At 60.3% G+C, this 14,940-nt stretch carries 16 protein-coding genes; 12 read left to right on the top strand and 4 right to left on the bottom strand.

The features are described from left to right. Positions 1-4: 4 nt before the first annotated feature. Positions 5-244, bottom strand: a complete 240-nt coding sequence (gene tusA / locus CLH61_RS04390) for a sulfurtransferase TusA (protein ID WP_099613490.1) — start codon at positions 242-244, stop codon at positions 5-7. A gap of 110 nt (positions 245-354) precedes the next feature. On the opposite strand from tusA, the gene CLH61_RS04395 reads away from it, so the two are divergent. Further along, entirely contained in the window at positions 355-639 is a 285-nt protein-coding gene (locus CLH61_RS04395; RefSeq protein ID WP_099613491.1) for an antibiotic biosynthesis monooxygenase family protein, read from the top strand. 9 nt (positions 640-648) lie between these two features. Here the strand turns inward: CLH61_RS04395 and rlmM are convergent, their stop codons facing one another. Then, positions 649-1,725 (bottom strand): 23S rRNA (cytidine(2498)-2'-O)-methyltransferase RlmM, encoded by a 1,077-nt coding sequence (gene rlmM / locus CLH61_RS04400; RefSeq protein ID WP_099613492.1) that lies wholly within the window; start codon positions 1,723-1,725, stop codon positions 649-651. A 92-nt stretch (positions 1,726-1,817) separates the two neighbouring features. On the opposite strand from rlmM, the gene CLH61_RS04405 reads away from it, so the two are divergent. Then, positions 1,818-3,662, top strand: a complete 1,845-nt coding sequence (locus CLH61_RS04405) for a sensor domain-containing diguanylate cyclase (protein WP_099613493.1) — start codon at positions 1,818-1,820, stop codon at positions 3,660-3,662. 5 nt (positions 3,663-3,667) lie between these two features. On the opposite strand, the gene CLH61_RS04410 is transcribed toward CLH61_RS04405, so the two are convergent. Next, entirely contained in the window at positions 3,668-4,324 is a 657-nt protein-coding gene (locus CLH61_RS04410) for an alpha/beta fold hydrolase (RefSeq protein ID WP_099613709.1), read from the bottom strand. A 226-nt stretch (positions 4,325-4,550) separates the two neighbouring features. On the opposite strand from CLH61_RS04410, the gene ccoN reads away from it, so the two are divergent. From ccoN to CLH61_RS04455, 9 genes are all read left to right on the top strand, one after another. Further along, entirely contained in the window at positions 4,551-5,981 is a 1,431-nt protein-coding gene (gene ccoN / locus CLH61_RS04415) for a cytochrome-c oxidase, cbb3-type subunit I (protein WP_099613494.1), read from the top strand. A 15-nt stretch (positions 5,982-5,996) separates the two neighbouring features. Then, a complete protein-coding gene (gene ccoO, locus CLH61_RS04420) occupies positions 5,997-6,605 on the top strand; it encodes a cytochrome-c oxidase, cbb3-type subunit II (protein ID WP_099613495.1) in 609 nt (202 codons plus the stop codon). Positions 6,606-6,610: 5 nt separating this feature from the next. Beyond that, positions 6,611-6,796, top strand: coding sequence for a cbb3-type cytochrome oxidase subunit 3 (locus CLH61_RS04425; protein ID WP_099613496.1), 186 nt, complete (start codon positions 6,611-6,613; stop codon positions 6,794-6,796). Continuing rightward, positions 6,793-7,683 carry a cytochrome-c oxidase, cbb3-type subunit III gene (gene ccoP / locus CLH61_RS04430; protein ID WP_099613497.1) on the top strand — a complete coding sequence of 297 codons (891 nt, stop codon included), beginning with the start codon at positions 6,793-6,795 and terminating at the stop codon, positions 7,681-7,683. Before CLH61_RS04425 ends, ccoP begins: the two co-directional genes overlap by 4 nt. 140 nt (positions 7,684-7,823) lie before the next feature. Beyond that, on the top strand, positions 7,824-9,257 hold the full coding sequence (ccoG, locus tag CLH61_RS04435; RefSeq protein ID WP_099613498.1) for a cytochrome c oxidase accessory protein CcoG: 1,434 nt from the start codon (positions 7,824-7,826) through the stop codon (positions 9,255-9,257). A 45-nt stretch (positions 9,258-9,302) separates the two neighbouring features. Then, positions 9,303-9,818, top strand: coding sequence for a FixH family protein (locus tag CLH61_RS04440; RefSeq protein WP_099613499.1), 516 nt, complete (start codon positions 9,303-9,305; stop codon positions 9,816-9,818). 8 nt (positions 9,819-9,826) lie between these two features. Beyond that, positions 9,827-12,265: a heavy metal translocating P-type ATPase gene (locus CLH61_RS04445; RefSeq protein WP_099613710.1), complete on the top strand. Its 2,439-nt coding sequence runs from the start codon at positions 9,827-9,829 to the stop codon at positions 12,263-12,265. 52 nt (positions 12,266-12,317) lie between these two features. Then, on the top strand, positions 12,318-12,530 hold the full coding sequence (ccoS, locus tag CLH61_RS04450; RefSeq protein ID WP_407657552.1) for a cbb3-type cytochrome oxidase assembly protein CcoS: 213 nt from the start codon (positions 12,318-12,320) through the stop codon (positions 12,528-12,530). Further along, a complete protein-coding gene (locus tag CLH61_RS04455) occupies positions 12,527-13,228 on the top strand; it encodes a sulfite exporter TauE/SafE family protein (RefSeq protein WP_099613501.1) in 702 nt (233 codons plus the stop codon). Before ccoS ends, CLH61_RS04455 begins: the two co-directional genes overlap by 4 nt. A gap of 9 nt (positions 13,229-13,237) precedes the next feature. On the opposite strand, the gene ttcA is transcribed toward CLH61_RS04455, so the two are convergent. After that, positions 13,238-14,143: a tRNA 2-thiocytidine(32) synthetase TtcA gene (gene ttcA / locus CLH61_RS04460; RefSeq protein WP_456085550.1), complete on the bottom strand. Its 906-nt coding sequence runs from the start codon at positions 14,141-14,143 to the stop codon at positions 13,238-13,240. Positions 14,144-14,287: 144 nt separating this feature from the next. Here ttcA and CLH61_RS04465 point away from each other — a divergent pair, with 144 nt between their 5' ends. After that, positions 14,288-14,926 carry a DNA-J related domain-containing protein gene (locus CLH61_RS04465; RefSeq protein WP_099613503.1) on the top strand — a complete coding sequence of 213 codons (639 nt, stop codon included), beginning with the start codon at positions 14,288-14,290 and terminating at the stop codon, positions 14,924-14,926. The last annotated feature ends 14 nt before the right edge of the window (positions 14,927-14,940 follow it).

A 14,940-nucleotide genomic window follows, 5' to 3' on the forward strand; every position in this document is an offset into this window, starting at 1 on the left:
GTATTCATTCACCACGACGGATATAGAACACAAACGTGGCGTCCACCTCCTGCTGGTCAACCAGTTCATGGTTGAGAAACTGGCAGAACCTGGGGATATCCCGGGTGGTCGAGGGATCGGTCGCCACGACCCTCAGCACCTGCCCTGCAGCCAGCTCCGCCATCCGGTTGTGCAGCATCATCACCGGCTCCGGACAAAACAAGCCCCGGGCGTCCAGTTCGGCGTCAAATTCTTGCTGATTCAATCTGGTTCTCCTGACAGTCATTGCAGGTCACGACACCTGTATTTTTTTCACGACATGCTAAATTATTGTTTATAGAAATCAAAAAACCTGACTGCGATGCGAGGTAACTTATGATCCGGGTGCTTATTGAACGTCACATTGCCGAAACTCTGGAAGCCGCCTACGAGGAACGGTCACGTAAAATCCTCCAGCAGGCTGTCAGTGCGCCGGGCTTCATTTCCGGTGAAACCCTGGTCGACGCCCACGACCCCAATCACCGCCTCACGCTTGCAAACTGGCGCTCCGAAGCCGACTGGGACCGCTGGTTCAACTCCGACGAGCGGCGCGAGTTGATGCTGGAGGTCCAGCCGATGATGGACCAGGACGAGCGCGTGACGGTGCTGCATCAGAGCTGACTGCGAAACTCAGTCCAGACGTTCGACAAAACAGGTGATCTCTTCCCGGTCGTGATAGAGGTGGCGGGCCCGTAACCGGTATCGAATGTCCGCTGCCTCAAGCTGTTCCACCAACAGCTCGCGACACGCCAGCCATTCCTCATAGCGCTTTTTCATCGGCAACTTGAGGTTAAAAATGGTGTATCGGCACAATTTACCGCCGAGCCAGTCGGCCGCAAGCCGGGCGGTTTTCTTTGGTTGGTCGACGATGTCGCAGACCATCCAGTCCACTGCCCGTTTCGGCCGCCACTGGTAGCCGTCCGCCATGACGTGCTCAACATGCCCCGACGCCATCAGCTCCGGGTTCATCGGACCATTATCCACCGCGGTCACCAACATCCCCTGGCGCACCAGTTGCCAGGTCCAGCCACCGGGTGCTGCGCCCAGGTCAACCGCTTTCTTGCCTCCACCCAAGTAATCCAGCGCCGTCTCCTCGGGCAGGAACACCTTCCAGGCCTCCTCCAGCTTCAGGGCAGAGCGGCTGGGTGCCGATGCTGGCAGACGGAGCCGGGGAATACCGCTGACATAACGGGCGCGGTTCGAGGTCAGGCTGAAACCGACCAGCGCACGGCCAAAATCCACCAGCAACACCTCAAGCCGTGCCTTTGCCCACTTGTCCTGGTCCCCATCCAGCAGGCCGGCACCGCGCAGGGCACGGGAGAGCGGTGCCACCCATTTCCGGGAAAACCGGCCGAGGTCAGCGTCGGCGTTAACTTCCGGCAGACGGACCTCGATCCTGGCACAGTTCGGGATAGCGGTATCTGCTTGCCGGAGGCTGTCGACGATCGCCCCCACCCTATCTGTAGTCGGCAACGACACATCGGAAACCACCACAAACCAGTCACGAACAAAGACCAGCTCCGTCAGCGGCAGCCGCTGCAACAGGTCCAGCGGGAGCTCGGGCCCCGGCAGGTTGAATAGCAGAAACCCCCGATTCCCGCAGGGCTCAAAATAACCATAAATACCCACGCCTGCCGCGGCATCGGTCAACTCCCGTCCGGCTTCGGTCTCGAATCCCGGACGACAGAACGCCACCAACTGCTCCATGAATCACCTGTTACAGGAATTAGTACTGTTTAACAGCATGATACGCCATCACAGGCTACACTCCTGCCCTTTATCGTGCCGGGAAAGCGCCCATGCCGTATTTTATGCGTTTTGTCATGCTGCTCGTGATGACCTGCCTGGCCGGCGTTGCACTCGGCAGCCCCGTTGCGGACGCATCCCGCTGCCCGACCATTGCGGTGACCGATGCCAACGATCGCGCCCGACTGCTGCATCATATCTGCTATCTCAAGGGCCGCCCCGGTGAGGTTGCCTGGCAGGCTTCAACCCCGGATCAATTGCCCCCGAGTGCCGACTGGACGTCTGCCAACGGTCACGATCTGGTGTTCGCCCACAGCGACACGACCTACTGGTTCCGGCTCAATGTCCATAACCCGTCGGACCGTGCCGGGCTCTGGTACCTCAAACTCAACTATGCACTGCTGGACGAGGTCACCTTCTGGACCTCCGGTCGGGACGAAACCCACCGCCTCGTCACCGGGGACCAGCAGCCGTTTTTCACGCGGGGCATAGATTACCGGTATTTCCTGCTCCCCGTCACGCTGGAAGCCGGCGAAGCCAGCACTATCCTGTTGCGGGTGCGCAGCAGCGGTGCGCTCAACGTGCCGCTGGAACTGACCACCCCGGACCGCCTGATTGCCGACAGCAATCACCTGACCCTGACCCACGGCCTGTTCTACGGTGCCTTGCTGATTGTCGCCATTCTCAACCTGCTGCTGTTCATCACCTCGGGCACCGCCTACTACTTCTTCAACATGTTCTACCTGGTTGCCATGGGCCTGTTCATGTTTGCCATGGGCGGCTTCGCCAACCAGTATTTCTGGCCCGACAGCCCGCGGTTTGCCAACACCTCCGTGCCGTTTTTCATGGGAATGTCCGTCCTTGCCATGACCCTGTTCGGTCGCTCGTTCCTGGAGGTGGATGCCAGCCAGGGACTGGCTTCCCGGGCTCTCAGCCTCCAGTCACTGGGCAGCCTCGTCATCATGGCGCTCGCCTTCGTCCTGCCCTACAGCCAGAGCATTTCCCTGAATACCGTTTTCAGCCTGCTGGTCATCGCCAACCTGTTCGTGATCGGACTGATCCGCTGGCGTCAGGGTTACACACACGCCAAATGGTATGTACTGGCCTGGTCGCTGATGGTTCTGGGCACCCTGATCTTCGCGCTGGCAGCGTTTGGCTACCTGGCTGACTTCCTCGCCCGTGAAGTGATGATGCAGGCAGCCATTGGCGGCCAGGTGGTGCTGCTGAACTATGCCATGGTGCAGCGCTGGCGAGTCCTCAACCAGAAATTGCTCGAAGTCGAGCACAGCGCCAAGATTCAGCTGGAACTGCAGGTTCACCAGCGCACCGCCCAGCTTCGGGACGCCATGCGTGACCTGGAGCAGGCCAACCGCAAGCTGGCCGACCTGAGCCTGAACGACTCCCTTACCGGTCTGCGAAACCGCCGCTATCTGGACCAGATGGTGCCCGATTTGTGTGCGGAATCCCGTCGCACCGGCAGCCCCCTGACCATGGTGCTGGTAGATGCCGACCACTTCAAACGCCTCAATGACAACTGGGGGCACAGTTTCGGTGACCTGTGCCTGCAGCGCATTGCCGATATGCTGACGCGGCATGTACGTCGACCGCGGGATATCGTTGCCCGGTTTGGCGGCGAGGAGTTTGCCCTGGTATTGCCGGACACCACTCCGGAAGGTGCCCGCAAGGTGATCGAAGATATCCTGGCTGACACTGCCGGCACACCGGTCAGCACGACTGGCGGCGAGACGGTGACCATGACCCTCAGCGCGGGCCTCACCTGCCTGCAACCGGGAGATTCCGCCAGCGACCTGTTCCGTCGTGCCGACGAGGCGCTTTACCGCGCCAAAGCGGCTGGGCGCAACCGGGTGGAAATCGCCGGTTGCAGCCAGCCCGCCTGATTCCCTCAGACGCCTGCCATGAATTCAGCCGCAAGGCGCGCAGCCTCGCGGATCAGGTCAGCCTGGGACGCAGCCTGCCTCTTCGGAGGCAGCAAATCGTGATCGCCCCCTTCCAGCCAGTGTATCGTGACCGGATTCGGCGCCGGCAGGGCAGCAGCCACTTCTTCCGGTTTGCCAAAGGGGTCACGGGTGCCCTGAAGGATACAGACCGGGCACTGCAACTCAGGAAAGTGCCCGACTCGCCAGCGGTCCGGCTTTCCCGGTGGATGAAACGGATACCCGAAACAGACCACGCCCTCGAAACCGCCGCTGAACTCGGCGGCGGAGGCCAGCACGGAGGCCATCCGTCCCCCCATGGACTTGCCGCCGATAAAGATCCGCCGGCCCCGTCCGGGCCCTTTGCGCAGCTGTTCCAGGTGCTCCCGGAAATCCGCCAACAACTTGTCCTGGCGGTCCGGCGGACGCTTGCGGCCATCCTCCCGACGTCGAGCCATGTAAGGGAATTCGAACCGGATAACCGTAACGCCCTGTTCAACCAGGGCGGCGGCCAGGTCCGCCATGAACGGCGAGTCGGCAGGGGCACCGGCCCCGTGGGCAAGCAACAGCAGCGGACCAGTGGCGGATGCGGAAGTGTCCACCAGGTATCCATCAGTCGAGTTCACGTAACCTCCAATCGCGACTATCATTAGTACCCGAATTATCAATTCACTCCGGATGCCGGAGGCTAGTGCCGAAGGCGGTCGGACGCAAGGCAGCAAGGTCAGCCATGTTGCTGATTTGAGCGACATTGAAGCCTGCCGGGAGTTGACCTGAGTCATTGCAAACTCCTAATGGTTTCTCCATACTTGCGCCCGCACATTTCCCCACTCTAAATCCATTGGTAAGGCTATGAGCACAGTAAATCCAAACCTGACATACAACTACAAGGTGGTGAGACAATTCGCCATCATGACAGTGGTATGGGGTATTGTTGGCATGGCGCTGGGCGTGCTGATCGCAGCACAACTGGTATGGCCGTCGCTCAACCTTGATTTACCCTTTACCCACTTCGGCCGCCTGCGGCCGCTGCATACCAACGCGGTAATTTTCGGCTTTGGTGGTAGTGCCCTCTTCGCAACCTCATACTATGTGGTTCAGCGCACCTGTCAGGCGCGACTGTTCTCGGACGGCCTCGCCGCCTTCACATTCTGGGGCTGGCAGCTGGTCATCGTCTCCGCCGCGATCACCCTGCCGCTGGGCCTGACTTCTACCAAGGAGTATGCCGAGCTGGAGTGGCCGATCGACATCCTGATCGCCCTGGTCTGGGTGGTTTACGCCATTGTGTTCTTCGGCACAGTGACCAAGCGTGCCACGCCACACATCTACGTGGCCAACTGGTTCTACGGCGCCTTCATTATTACGGTTGCGGTGCTGCACATCGGTAACAACATGGCGTTGCCGGTCAGTGCGTTCAAATCCTACTCGGCATACGCCGGTGTGACCGATGCCATGATGCAGTGGTGGTGGGGTCACAACGCGGTAGGCTTCTTCCTGACCGCCGGCTTCCTGGGCATGATGTACTACTTCGTTCCCAAGCAGGCAGAGCGTCCGGTTTACTCCTACCGCCTGTCCATTGTTCACTTCTGGGCTCTGATCGCCACCTACGTGTGGGCCGGTGGTCACCACCTGCACTACTCCGCATTGCCAGACTGGGCACAAAGTGCCGGCATGGTGATGTCCCTGATCCTGCTCGCACCGTCCTGGGGCGGTATGATCAACGGCATGATGACCCTGTCCGGCGCGTGGCACAAACTGCGTACCGACCCGATCCTGCGCTTCCTGGTGGTGTCCCTGTCGTTCTACGGCATGTCCACCTTCGAAGGCCCGATGATGTCTATCAAGACCGTGAACGCGCTGTCTCACAACACTGACTGGACCATCGGCCACGTGCACTCCGGTGCCCTGGGCTGGGTTGCCATGATCAGTATCGGTGCGGTTTACCACCTGATTCCCAAGCTGTGGGGCCTCAAGGCCATGTACAGCACCGGCCTGATCAACGTGCATTTCTGGCTGGCCACGGTCGGTACCGTTCTGTACATCGTTGCGATGTGGGTTAACGGCATCATGCAAGGCCTGATGTGGCGCGCGGTCAACGACGACGGCACCCTGACCTACAGCTTCGTGGAAGCCCTTGAAGCCTCCTACCCCGGCTACTTCGTCCGCTTCCTCGGTGGCGTCATCTTCCTGACCGGCATGCTGGTAATGGCCTACAACGTGTACATGACCGTACGCCAGAAGCAGGCCGTGGCACAGGACAACGCGGCAGCCCAGGCGGCGTAACGGGAGACTGAACTGATGAGACATGAAATAGTAGAAAAGAACCTTGGGCTGATGATCATCCTGATCATCTTCACCATCAGTGGCGGCTTCCTGGTTGAAGTATTCCCGCTATTCTTCCTGAAACAGACCAACGAGCCGATTGAGGGCCTTGAGCCGCTGTCGGCACTGGAACTGGAAGGCCGGGACATCTACATCCGCGAAGGCTGTCACGTATGCCATACCCAGCAGATCCGTCCTTTCCGGGCTGAAACCGAGCGTTACGGCCACTACTCCGTGGCGGGCGAGTTCGTTTACGACCGTCCGTTCCTGTGGGGCTCCAAGCGCACCGGTCCGGACCTGGCCCGGGTCGGCGGACGTTACTCCGATGCCTGGCAGCGCCAGCACCTGTACGATCCCCGCAGCGTGGTTCCGGAATCCAACATGCCGGCTTTCCCCTGGCTGTTCAAGAACCAGGTAGACCACCAGGGCACTGCAGCCAAGATGACAACCCTGCAGACCCTCGGTGTGCCCTACACGGATGAGCAGATCGCCGGTGCGGCAGAGCAGGTTCAGGGCAAATTCGAGATCGAAGCCCTGGTTGCCTACCTGCAGCAACTTGGAACTGTGATTTCAACCAAGCGGTGATCCCGATGGATATTAACGAGTTTCGCGGATTCCATACCCTTCTGGTCATGGCAGCCTTTCTCGGCATCATCTGGTGGGCGTACAGCGCCCACCGCAAGAAGGCCAACGATGAGGCAGCTCACCTGCCCTTCGATGACGATGAAGTCGAAAAGCGAACTCTCGAACAGGAAAAGACGGAGAAAAAACAATGAGTACCTTCTGGAGCATCTGGATCAGTGTGATCGTGCTCGGTACTGTGTTTGGCTGCTGGTGGCTGCTCTGGGCAACCCGCAAGAGCCAGACAACCGATACTGAAACCGACCGTACCATGGGCCATTCCTTTGATGGCATCGAGGAATACGACAACCCGCTTCCCAAGTGGTGGTTCTACCTGTTCCTCGCAACCTGCATCTTCGCGCTCGGTTACCTGGCCCTGTACCCGGGTCTGGGTAACTGGAAAGGCCTGCTGGGCTGGACTTCCACCAACCAGTGGGAGGCTGAAGTGGCCGAGGCTGAGGAGAAGTATGGTGAGATCTACGCCCGCTTCGGCAGCACTCCGGTGGCCGAACTGGCGCAGAATGACGAAGCCATGCAGATGGGCCAGCGCCTGTTCGCCAACAACTGCGCAGTCTGTCACGGCTCTGCAGCCCGCGGTTCGGTTGGCTTCCCCAACCTGACCGACAACGACTGGCTGTACGGCGGTGATCCGGACACCATCCTGGCCACCCTGCACAACGGTCGCCAGGGCGCAATGCCGGCCAAAGGCACCATGCCCAACATGACCAACGAGCAGGTAGACCAGGTAGTAAACTACGTCCTCAGCTTCAGCGGTCGTGAGAAGGACGCTGCCGCAGCCGAAGCCGGCAAGCAGGTGTTCGCCCAGGCTTGCGTGGCATGCCACGGCGCCGACGGCACCGGCATGCAGGCAATGGGTGCGCCCAACCTGACCGACAATGTCTGGCTGTACGGCTCTACCTACGAGTGGATCCGCGAGACAGTAGTAAACGGTCGTCAGAACCAGATGCCTGCCCAGGGCGAGCGTCTGAGTGACGATCAGATTCAGATTCTGGCGGCGTACGTTTACAGCCTGTCGAACTGAGTCTTGCCGACCGGAATCCCAGGGTTCCGGTCGCAGTCTTTTGAACCCTGGGCCTGCGCTGTGCAGACCCAGGCTTGAAAAGACTTCCCGCTTACGGGCCACCCTGACCCGCAAGCAATCTACTTCATCAGGAGGTACCCATGAGCAGTCAGATTCCGGTCAAACAGGTTGACCCTTCCTCTGACGCCTCCAATAAAAACAATAAGAACACCGGATCCGTCGAGCTTTACGCCAGCCGCAAGAAAATCTACGTCAAGGAAGTCAAAGGCCTCTTCCAGCGCATCCGCAATGTCAGCCTGCTGGCATTGATGGGCATGTACTTCCTGTTCGTCTGGCTGACACTGGACGGCCAGCCGCTGATCCATTTCGACCTGCCTGCGCGGGAATTCCACCTCTACGGTGCCACTTTCTATCCCCGGGACTTTATCCTGCTGTCCGGGATGCTGATCATTTGTGCCTTTGGCCTGTTTTTCATCACCACCCTGTTCGGACGGGTATGGTGCGGCTATACCTGCCCGCAAACGGTGTGGACTTTCATCTTCATGTGGATTGAAGAAAAGGTGGAAGGTAGCCGCAACAAGCGGATGAAGCTCGACAAGTCGCCCAATTCGCCCGCCAAGATTGCCAAGAAATCCATCAAGCACTCGCTCTGGCTGCTGGTGGCGCTGGCAACGGGATTGACCTTTGTGGGTTATTTCTACCCCATCCGCGAGCTGATTGTTGACCTGTTTACCCTGAATGCCAATGGCTGGGCGTATTTCTGGGTTGCCTTCTTCACAGTTGCCACCTACCTCAATGCCGGCTGGATGCGCGAGCAGGTGTGTCTCTACATGTGCCCCTACGCCCGCTTCCAGTCCGTCATGTTCGACCCGAACACCCGTGTGGTCTCCTACGACCCCAATCGGGGCGAGCCACGCGGCGGCCGCAAGAAGGACGCCAACCCTGCCGAACTGGGCCTGGGTGACTGTATTGACTGCGGGCAGTGTGTTCAGGTCTGTCCGACCGGCATCGACATCCGCGACGGCCTGCAATACGAATGTATTGGTTGCGCCCTGTGTATTGATGCCTGTGACGACGTCATGGAGAAGATGAACTATCCGAAGGGACTGATTCGCTATACCACGGAGAACGAGCTGGAAGGCAAAACCTCCAAGCTGCTCCGTCCCCGCACCTTCGGTTATGGTGCCGTCCTTGCCCTGATGATCAGCGCCATCATCTTTACGATCGCGACACGGGTACCGGCGCAGCTTGACGTGCTGAGGGACCGGGGCGCCCTGTTCAGTTACAACGGCGAAGGGCGTGTGGAAAACTCGTACACCCTGAAGATTGCGAACATGACGGAAACACCGCAGACTTTCACCATCCAGGTGGCCGGCATGGATTCAATCCGTCTGCTCAGCCAGGCCGAAGTGACCGTTGCCAGTGGCGAGAACCGCTCGGTACCAGCGGTGGTGGATGTTGATCCGGAAGACATCGAGACCAGCAATACGGAAATCCGGTTCAAGATCGAGTCGCTCACCGATGAATCACTGATTCTTGAAACCGAAAGCCGGTTTGTCGGTCCAAACAGCTGATTCAACGGTTCCGCCTGACCCAAAGTTTGCAAGAGATTGTGTTCTATGACTGATAATACCGTCGCAAAGCCCTGGTTCCGTGAACCGTGGTTCTGGTTTCTGGTCGCTTTTCCAATGGCCTCCATCATCTGGTGTGCCTTCATGATTACCGTGGCGCTGAACACCGAAAACGCCATGGTGACCGATGATTACTCCAAGGAAGGCCGTGGCATCAACATGGAAATTGCCCGCGACCAGAAGGCCGCCGATCTTGGCCTGCACGCCGAACTTGAGTTCAGCGATCGCCAGGTCAGCCTCCAGGTCGACACCCGGGATGGCAAGGCGGACTTTCCTTACCTGGTACTGAACCTGTTCCACCCCACCCTGTCCGCCCAGGACCGGATCATCCAGTTGCAGTCCGCCGGTGGTGGCTATTACACCGGCAACCTGCACGAACCGATTGACGGGCGCTGGTACCTGGATATTCGTGGCCCATCCAACGAGTGGCGGTTGAAGGGTGAGACCAATCTGCCCAGCGAGACCGCCCTCAGGCTCGGCACGGAGTCCGAAGGCCGCGGGTGAGTTCCTCCTTGGCTTGCTACCATTGTGGTGAGCCGGTTCCGGCCGGCTCAGCCATTCAGCTTGCGGTGGACGGAGCAACCCGCGACTTTTGTTGTCATGGCTGCAAGGCAGTCTGTGAAACCATTCATGCGGAAGGGCTTACCGGTTTTTACCAGTTCCGCACCGAACCGGCAGTGACGCCGCGGCAGTTGTCTGCATCCGAGCTGAACCAGATCCGCGAGCTGGACCATCCGCTGGTCCAAAAAGCCTTTGTGGCGCCCGTCAAGGGTGGTCTTGAAGCCCAGTTGCTGATCGAAGGCATCACCTGTGCCGCCTGTATCTGGCTGCTGGAAAACCACCTGGCCCGTCAGCCCGGTGTCCTCTCCTTCACCGTCAACCACAGCACCCAGCGCGGGCGCCTGGTGTGGTCTCCCGACACCGCCAAACTCAGCGACCTGGTCATTGCCGTTCACGAACTGGGCTACCGTGCCCGCCCCTACCAGCCCGATGAGGCCGAACTGGCACTGAAGGCGGAAAAACGCTCATCCCTGATTCGCCTGTGCGTAGCCGGTCTCGGCTCGATGCAGAGCATGATGCTGGCGTTTCCCATGTATTTCGAACTGCTCAGCGATCTGTCACCCGAATTCATCAGTTTCTTTCGCTGGTTCAGCCTGATGGTGGCCACACCGGTGGTGTTCTACAGTGCCCGCCCCTTCTTCCGCAACGCCCTGCGGGATCTCCGTAGCCGGCACCTGACCATGGACGTTCCGGTTGCCACAGCCATTGGCCTTGCCTACACGGCGAGCGCCTGGGTTACCGTGTTCGGCGGCCAGGAGGTGTACTTTGAGTCCGTTTGCATGTTCACCTTTTTCCTGCTGCTGGGACGCTATATCGAAATGCAGGCCCGCTATCGTGCCGGCCTCTCCGGCAACGCTCTGGCGGGCTTTCAGCCAGCCGTTGCCACGCGCCAGAAGGGTGAGCAAACCGAAGTGGTGGCGGCCCATGAGCTGGCGCCGGGTGATCTTATTCAGGTCAAGCCGGGCGATACCCTGCCCGCTGACGGGTTTATCGTATCCGGCAACTCCACCCTGAACGAAGCAGCTCTGACCGGCGAGTACCTGCCGGAGATGCGAGGCCCGGGGGACAAGGTCCATTCAGGCAGTGTTAACGGCGAAAGCCCGCTGGTGATCGAAGTGAGCCATAGCGGATCCCAGACCCGGTTATCCGGAATCCTGCGGATACTCGATCGGGTCCAGGCAGAGAAGCCGCCGGTCGCCAGCATGGCCGACCGGGTCGCCGGCGTCTTTGTCAGCCGTATCCTGATCCTGTCACCGCTGGTGTGGTTCGGCTGGTGGCTGGCCGGCGCAGACAATGCTTTTGACATTACCCTGTCGGTGCTGGTCGTTACCTGCCCCTGCGCTCTGTCGCTGGCAACACCGACGGCCATCACCAGCGCCACGATGCGGCTGCGACGGATTGGCTTTCTGCCTACCCGGGGCCATACCCTGGAATCCCTCGGTAACGTCGACACCGTGGTGTTTGACAAGACCGGCACCCTGACCCGGGGCGAACTCAGCCTGCTGCAGACCGACCCCCTCGGAGAGCTCGATGCCGAACAATGCCGGCAGCTTGCCGCGGGCCTGGAAAGCCATTCCGAGCACCCCATTGCCCGGGTTTTCCATGGCTTTGCTGGCAACCGGGTTAACGATGTGCGCAACCATCTCGGCGGCGGCCTCTCCGGCCGCTGGCACGACACTGAGGTCTACATTGGCCACCGGGACTTTGTTCAGCCGAACATCAGCGCCGGGGCGCCGCCGGTTCCGCCGCACTCCGGCATGGAAATCTGGCTCGCTACCCGCGAGCAGTGGCTCGCCCGGTTCATTCTTGATGATCAACCCCGGGACGATGCCCGCGCAACCATTGCTGAGCTTCAGGCGATGGGCCTGAAAACACTGCTGCTGAGCGGTGATCGCTCGGGTCATGTGGAGCAGGTTGCGGCGCAACTCGGCATTGACGATGCAATCGGACAGGCCTCTCCAGAGGACAAGCTGGCGGTGCTGGAAGAGCTCAAGGCGCAAGGCCGCCAGATCATGATGGTGGGCGACGGCCTGAACGACCTGCCGTCCATGGCCGGAGCCGGTATTTCCGTTGCCATGGGGGGCGCTGCAGACCTCACTCGCATGAAAGCCGATGCTGTCTTGCTCAGTGGCCACCTGATGCAACTGGCAGAGGCGATCCGCACCAGCACCCGGACCCGCCGGGTTATCCGCCAGAACATGACCTGGGCCGTGGGGTATAATCTCTGCGCGCTGCCACTGGCCGCCGCCGGCCTTGTCCCGCCCTGGCTGGCCGCCATCGGGATGTCGCTGAGCTCACTGGTGGTGGTGCTGAATGCCATCCGGCTGGGGCGCACCCCCGCTGACCACAGTCAGGACCCGCAATCCATTGGCGCCCTGGCAGCCTCCTGATAGGGTTACCCTGATCTCCCACGAACCGTGAGGTGCAATTGTGCAGATTTTAATGATTCTGGTGCCGGTGACCCTGATCCTGGTCGCCCTGGGCGTCGTGCTGTTCAACTGGGCCGTGAAGAATGGCCAGTACGACGATCTCGACGGCCCGGCGCACCGCATCCTCTACGATGACGACAAGGACATGATTCCGGACGATGCCAAGACCGGAAATGAGAAGGCCGCAGCGGACCGCTCCGAAACCAGGGACACCCGGAAACAGTGAGTGGCGAGCTTTACCTGGGCTATTCCAGCGCGTTCCTGATCGGGCTGCTTGGCAGCACCCACTGCCTGGGAATGTGCGGCGGCATCAGTGCCTCGCTGTCGATGACGCTGCCGGTGGGCCGGGGCTTCCGCTGGCGCCAGAGCCTGCTGTTGCTGGCTTTTAACGGCGGGCGTATCGCCAGTTATGTGCTGCTGGCCACCGCCATCGCTTTACTCAGCACCAACGCCGCCGCCCAGTGGACCCAGCTGGCGCCACTGTTCCGGACTCTGGCCGGCGTTCTGCTGATCCTTATGGGTCTGTCGATGGGACAGTGGTGGCACGGCATCCAGAAAGTGGAAAAACTGGGCGCACCCGTATGGCAACGCCTGGCTCCGGTCACCCGTCGATTCATTCCGGTGCACCGGGCCAGCCAGGCCCTTGCCCTTGGCGCCCTCTGGGGCTGGCTGCCCTGCGGGCTGGTCTACAGCACCCTGGGATGGGCGGCCCTGCAACCGACGGTAGCAAGCGCGGCTACAACCATGCTGTTTTTCGGGCTCGGAACCCTGCCAGCCATGCTCGCCACCGGCTATGCCGCCGGCGCCATCCGCCAGCTCAGGGGCAGCCCGTGGTTTCGCAAACTGTCCGGAGCCCTGTTGATCGTATTCGGCATCTGGACCCTGCCACTGATGATGCTGTTATCGACCAACCACAACCTGTAACGACTGCCGTCAGATATTCAGCACATCAAGGCGGCCAAAATCGGGCTCACCCGCTGCCATCACCTGCCCCACGGCACCCTGGGCGGGCTCGCCAATACGACGACCTTCCCGGAAGTCATACAATGAGGGGTCTGCCAGATGCGAAGGCTCCACATTACACAGTGCACGGAACATGGTTTCCAGCCGGCCCGGATGCTGCTTGTCCCAGCCCTGCAGCATCTCCTTGATTACCTGGCGTTGCAGATTGTCCTGGGAGCCGCAAAGATTGCAGGGAATGATCGGAAACTGTTGCAACGCAGCATACCGCGCAATGTCTTTCTCGCGACAATAGGCCATGGGGCGGATCACTGTATTGCGGCCGTCATCACTGTGCAGGACCGGTGGCATCGACTTCAGCTTGCCACCATAGAACATGTTCAGGAACAGGGTTTCCAGCAGATCATCCCGGTGATGCCCCAGGGCAATCTTGGTAACACCGTGCTCTTCGGCAAAGTTATACAGGATACCGCGGCGCAAGCGCGAGCATAGCCCACAGGTGGTCTTGCCCTCGGGCACCTTGTCCTTCACGATGCTGTAAGTGTCCTTCTCGATGATGTGGTACTCGATGCCCAGCGTTGCCAGGTAACCGGGCAAGACGTCCTCGGGGAAACCGGGTTGCTTCTGATCCAGGTTGACCGCAATGATCTCGAAGGCAACCGGTGCGCTCTTCTGCAGGTTGAGCAGGATATCGAGCATGGCGTAGGAGTCCTTGCCGCCACTGAGACAGCACATCACCTTATCGCCTGCTTCGATCATCGAAAAGTCCGCAATAGCCTGGCCCACGTCCCGGCGCAGGCGCTTCTGAAGTTTATTCAGTTCCAGCTTTTGCGTGCGTTCGGCGTCGGAGGTAACGGTGTTTTCGGCAGAGACAATCATAGCTTCGGACATAGCGGCTTCATGCAACAGTTCAATGAGCGGGCGATTATACGCCTGAGCGGACACGAGTGACAGGTTACGGCCGTAGGTAGTGTCTGCAACCCGCCCCTTCCGTAATCCTGCCCTCTCGCCTACCATAGACCCATGATTCCCGCCCCGACGACGTCAACAGCCCCGGCAGCCGCCGACCTCGATTTACAAATCCAGCACCTGCTCGTTGCAGTGGAAGCGGAACTGCGACGCCGACCGCAAGGTTTCAGCGAACTGGCGTTGATCCGACAGCTCCAGCAACCGCCCTGGCAACTGCTGGAGCCGGTCAGTTTTCGTGATCCGGCGAAGCTCTATCCGGTCCACTTCCTGCTGTTCCATGTGCTCTACCGGCTACGGGACCAGCTTGCCGACCAGGGCGAGATCGTCGAGGTCTCGCCGCTGAACATCCGGTTGCATCACAGCCCGGTCGTCGCCGGTGATGGCCCCCTGGCCTCCACCGATCCACTGCGAGCCTTTTACCTCGACCTCGACCGCCTCGCGTTGCCGGAGGAGGCGATTCTGGCCATGATGGCGGACTTCCGCGCCGGGCGCTCCGGCGGGACACCGGACGGTCAGGAAACCCTCGCCGCGGCACAGGTACTCGGGTTTGCCGCAGTGCCCCGCGATCTCACCGAGGCCAAATACTGCTTTCGCCGGGCGGTCATGCAGGCGCATCCGGACCGTGGCGGCGACACCGCCCGCCTGCAGGACCTCAACCGGGCTTTTGCCATACTGAAACAGCACTTCCGCTGACCTGCTGCCGGCTC

Origin of the sequence: Marinobacter profundi (assembly GCF_002744715.1) — a bacterium.
GTDB classification, from domain to species: Bacteria; Pseudomonadota; Gammaproteobacteria; order Pseudomonadales; family Oleiphilaceae; genus Marinobacter; species Marinobacter profundi.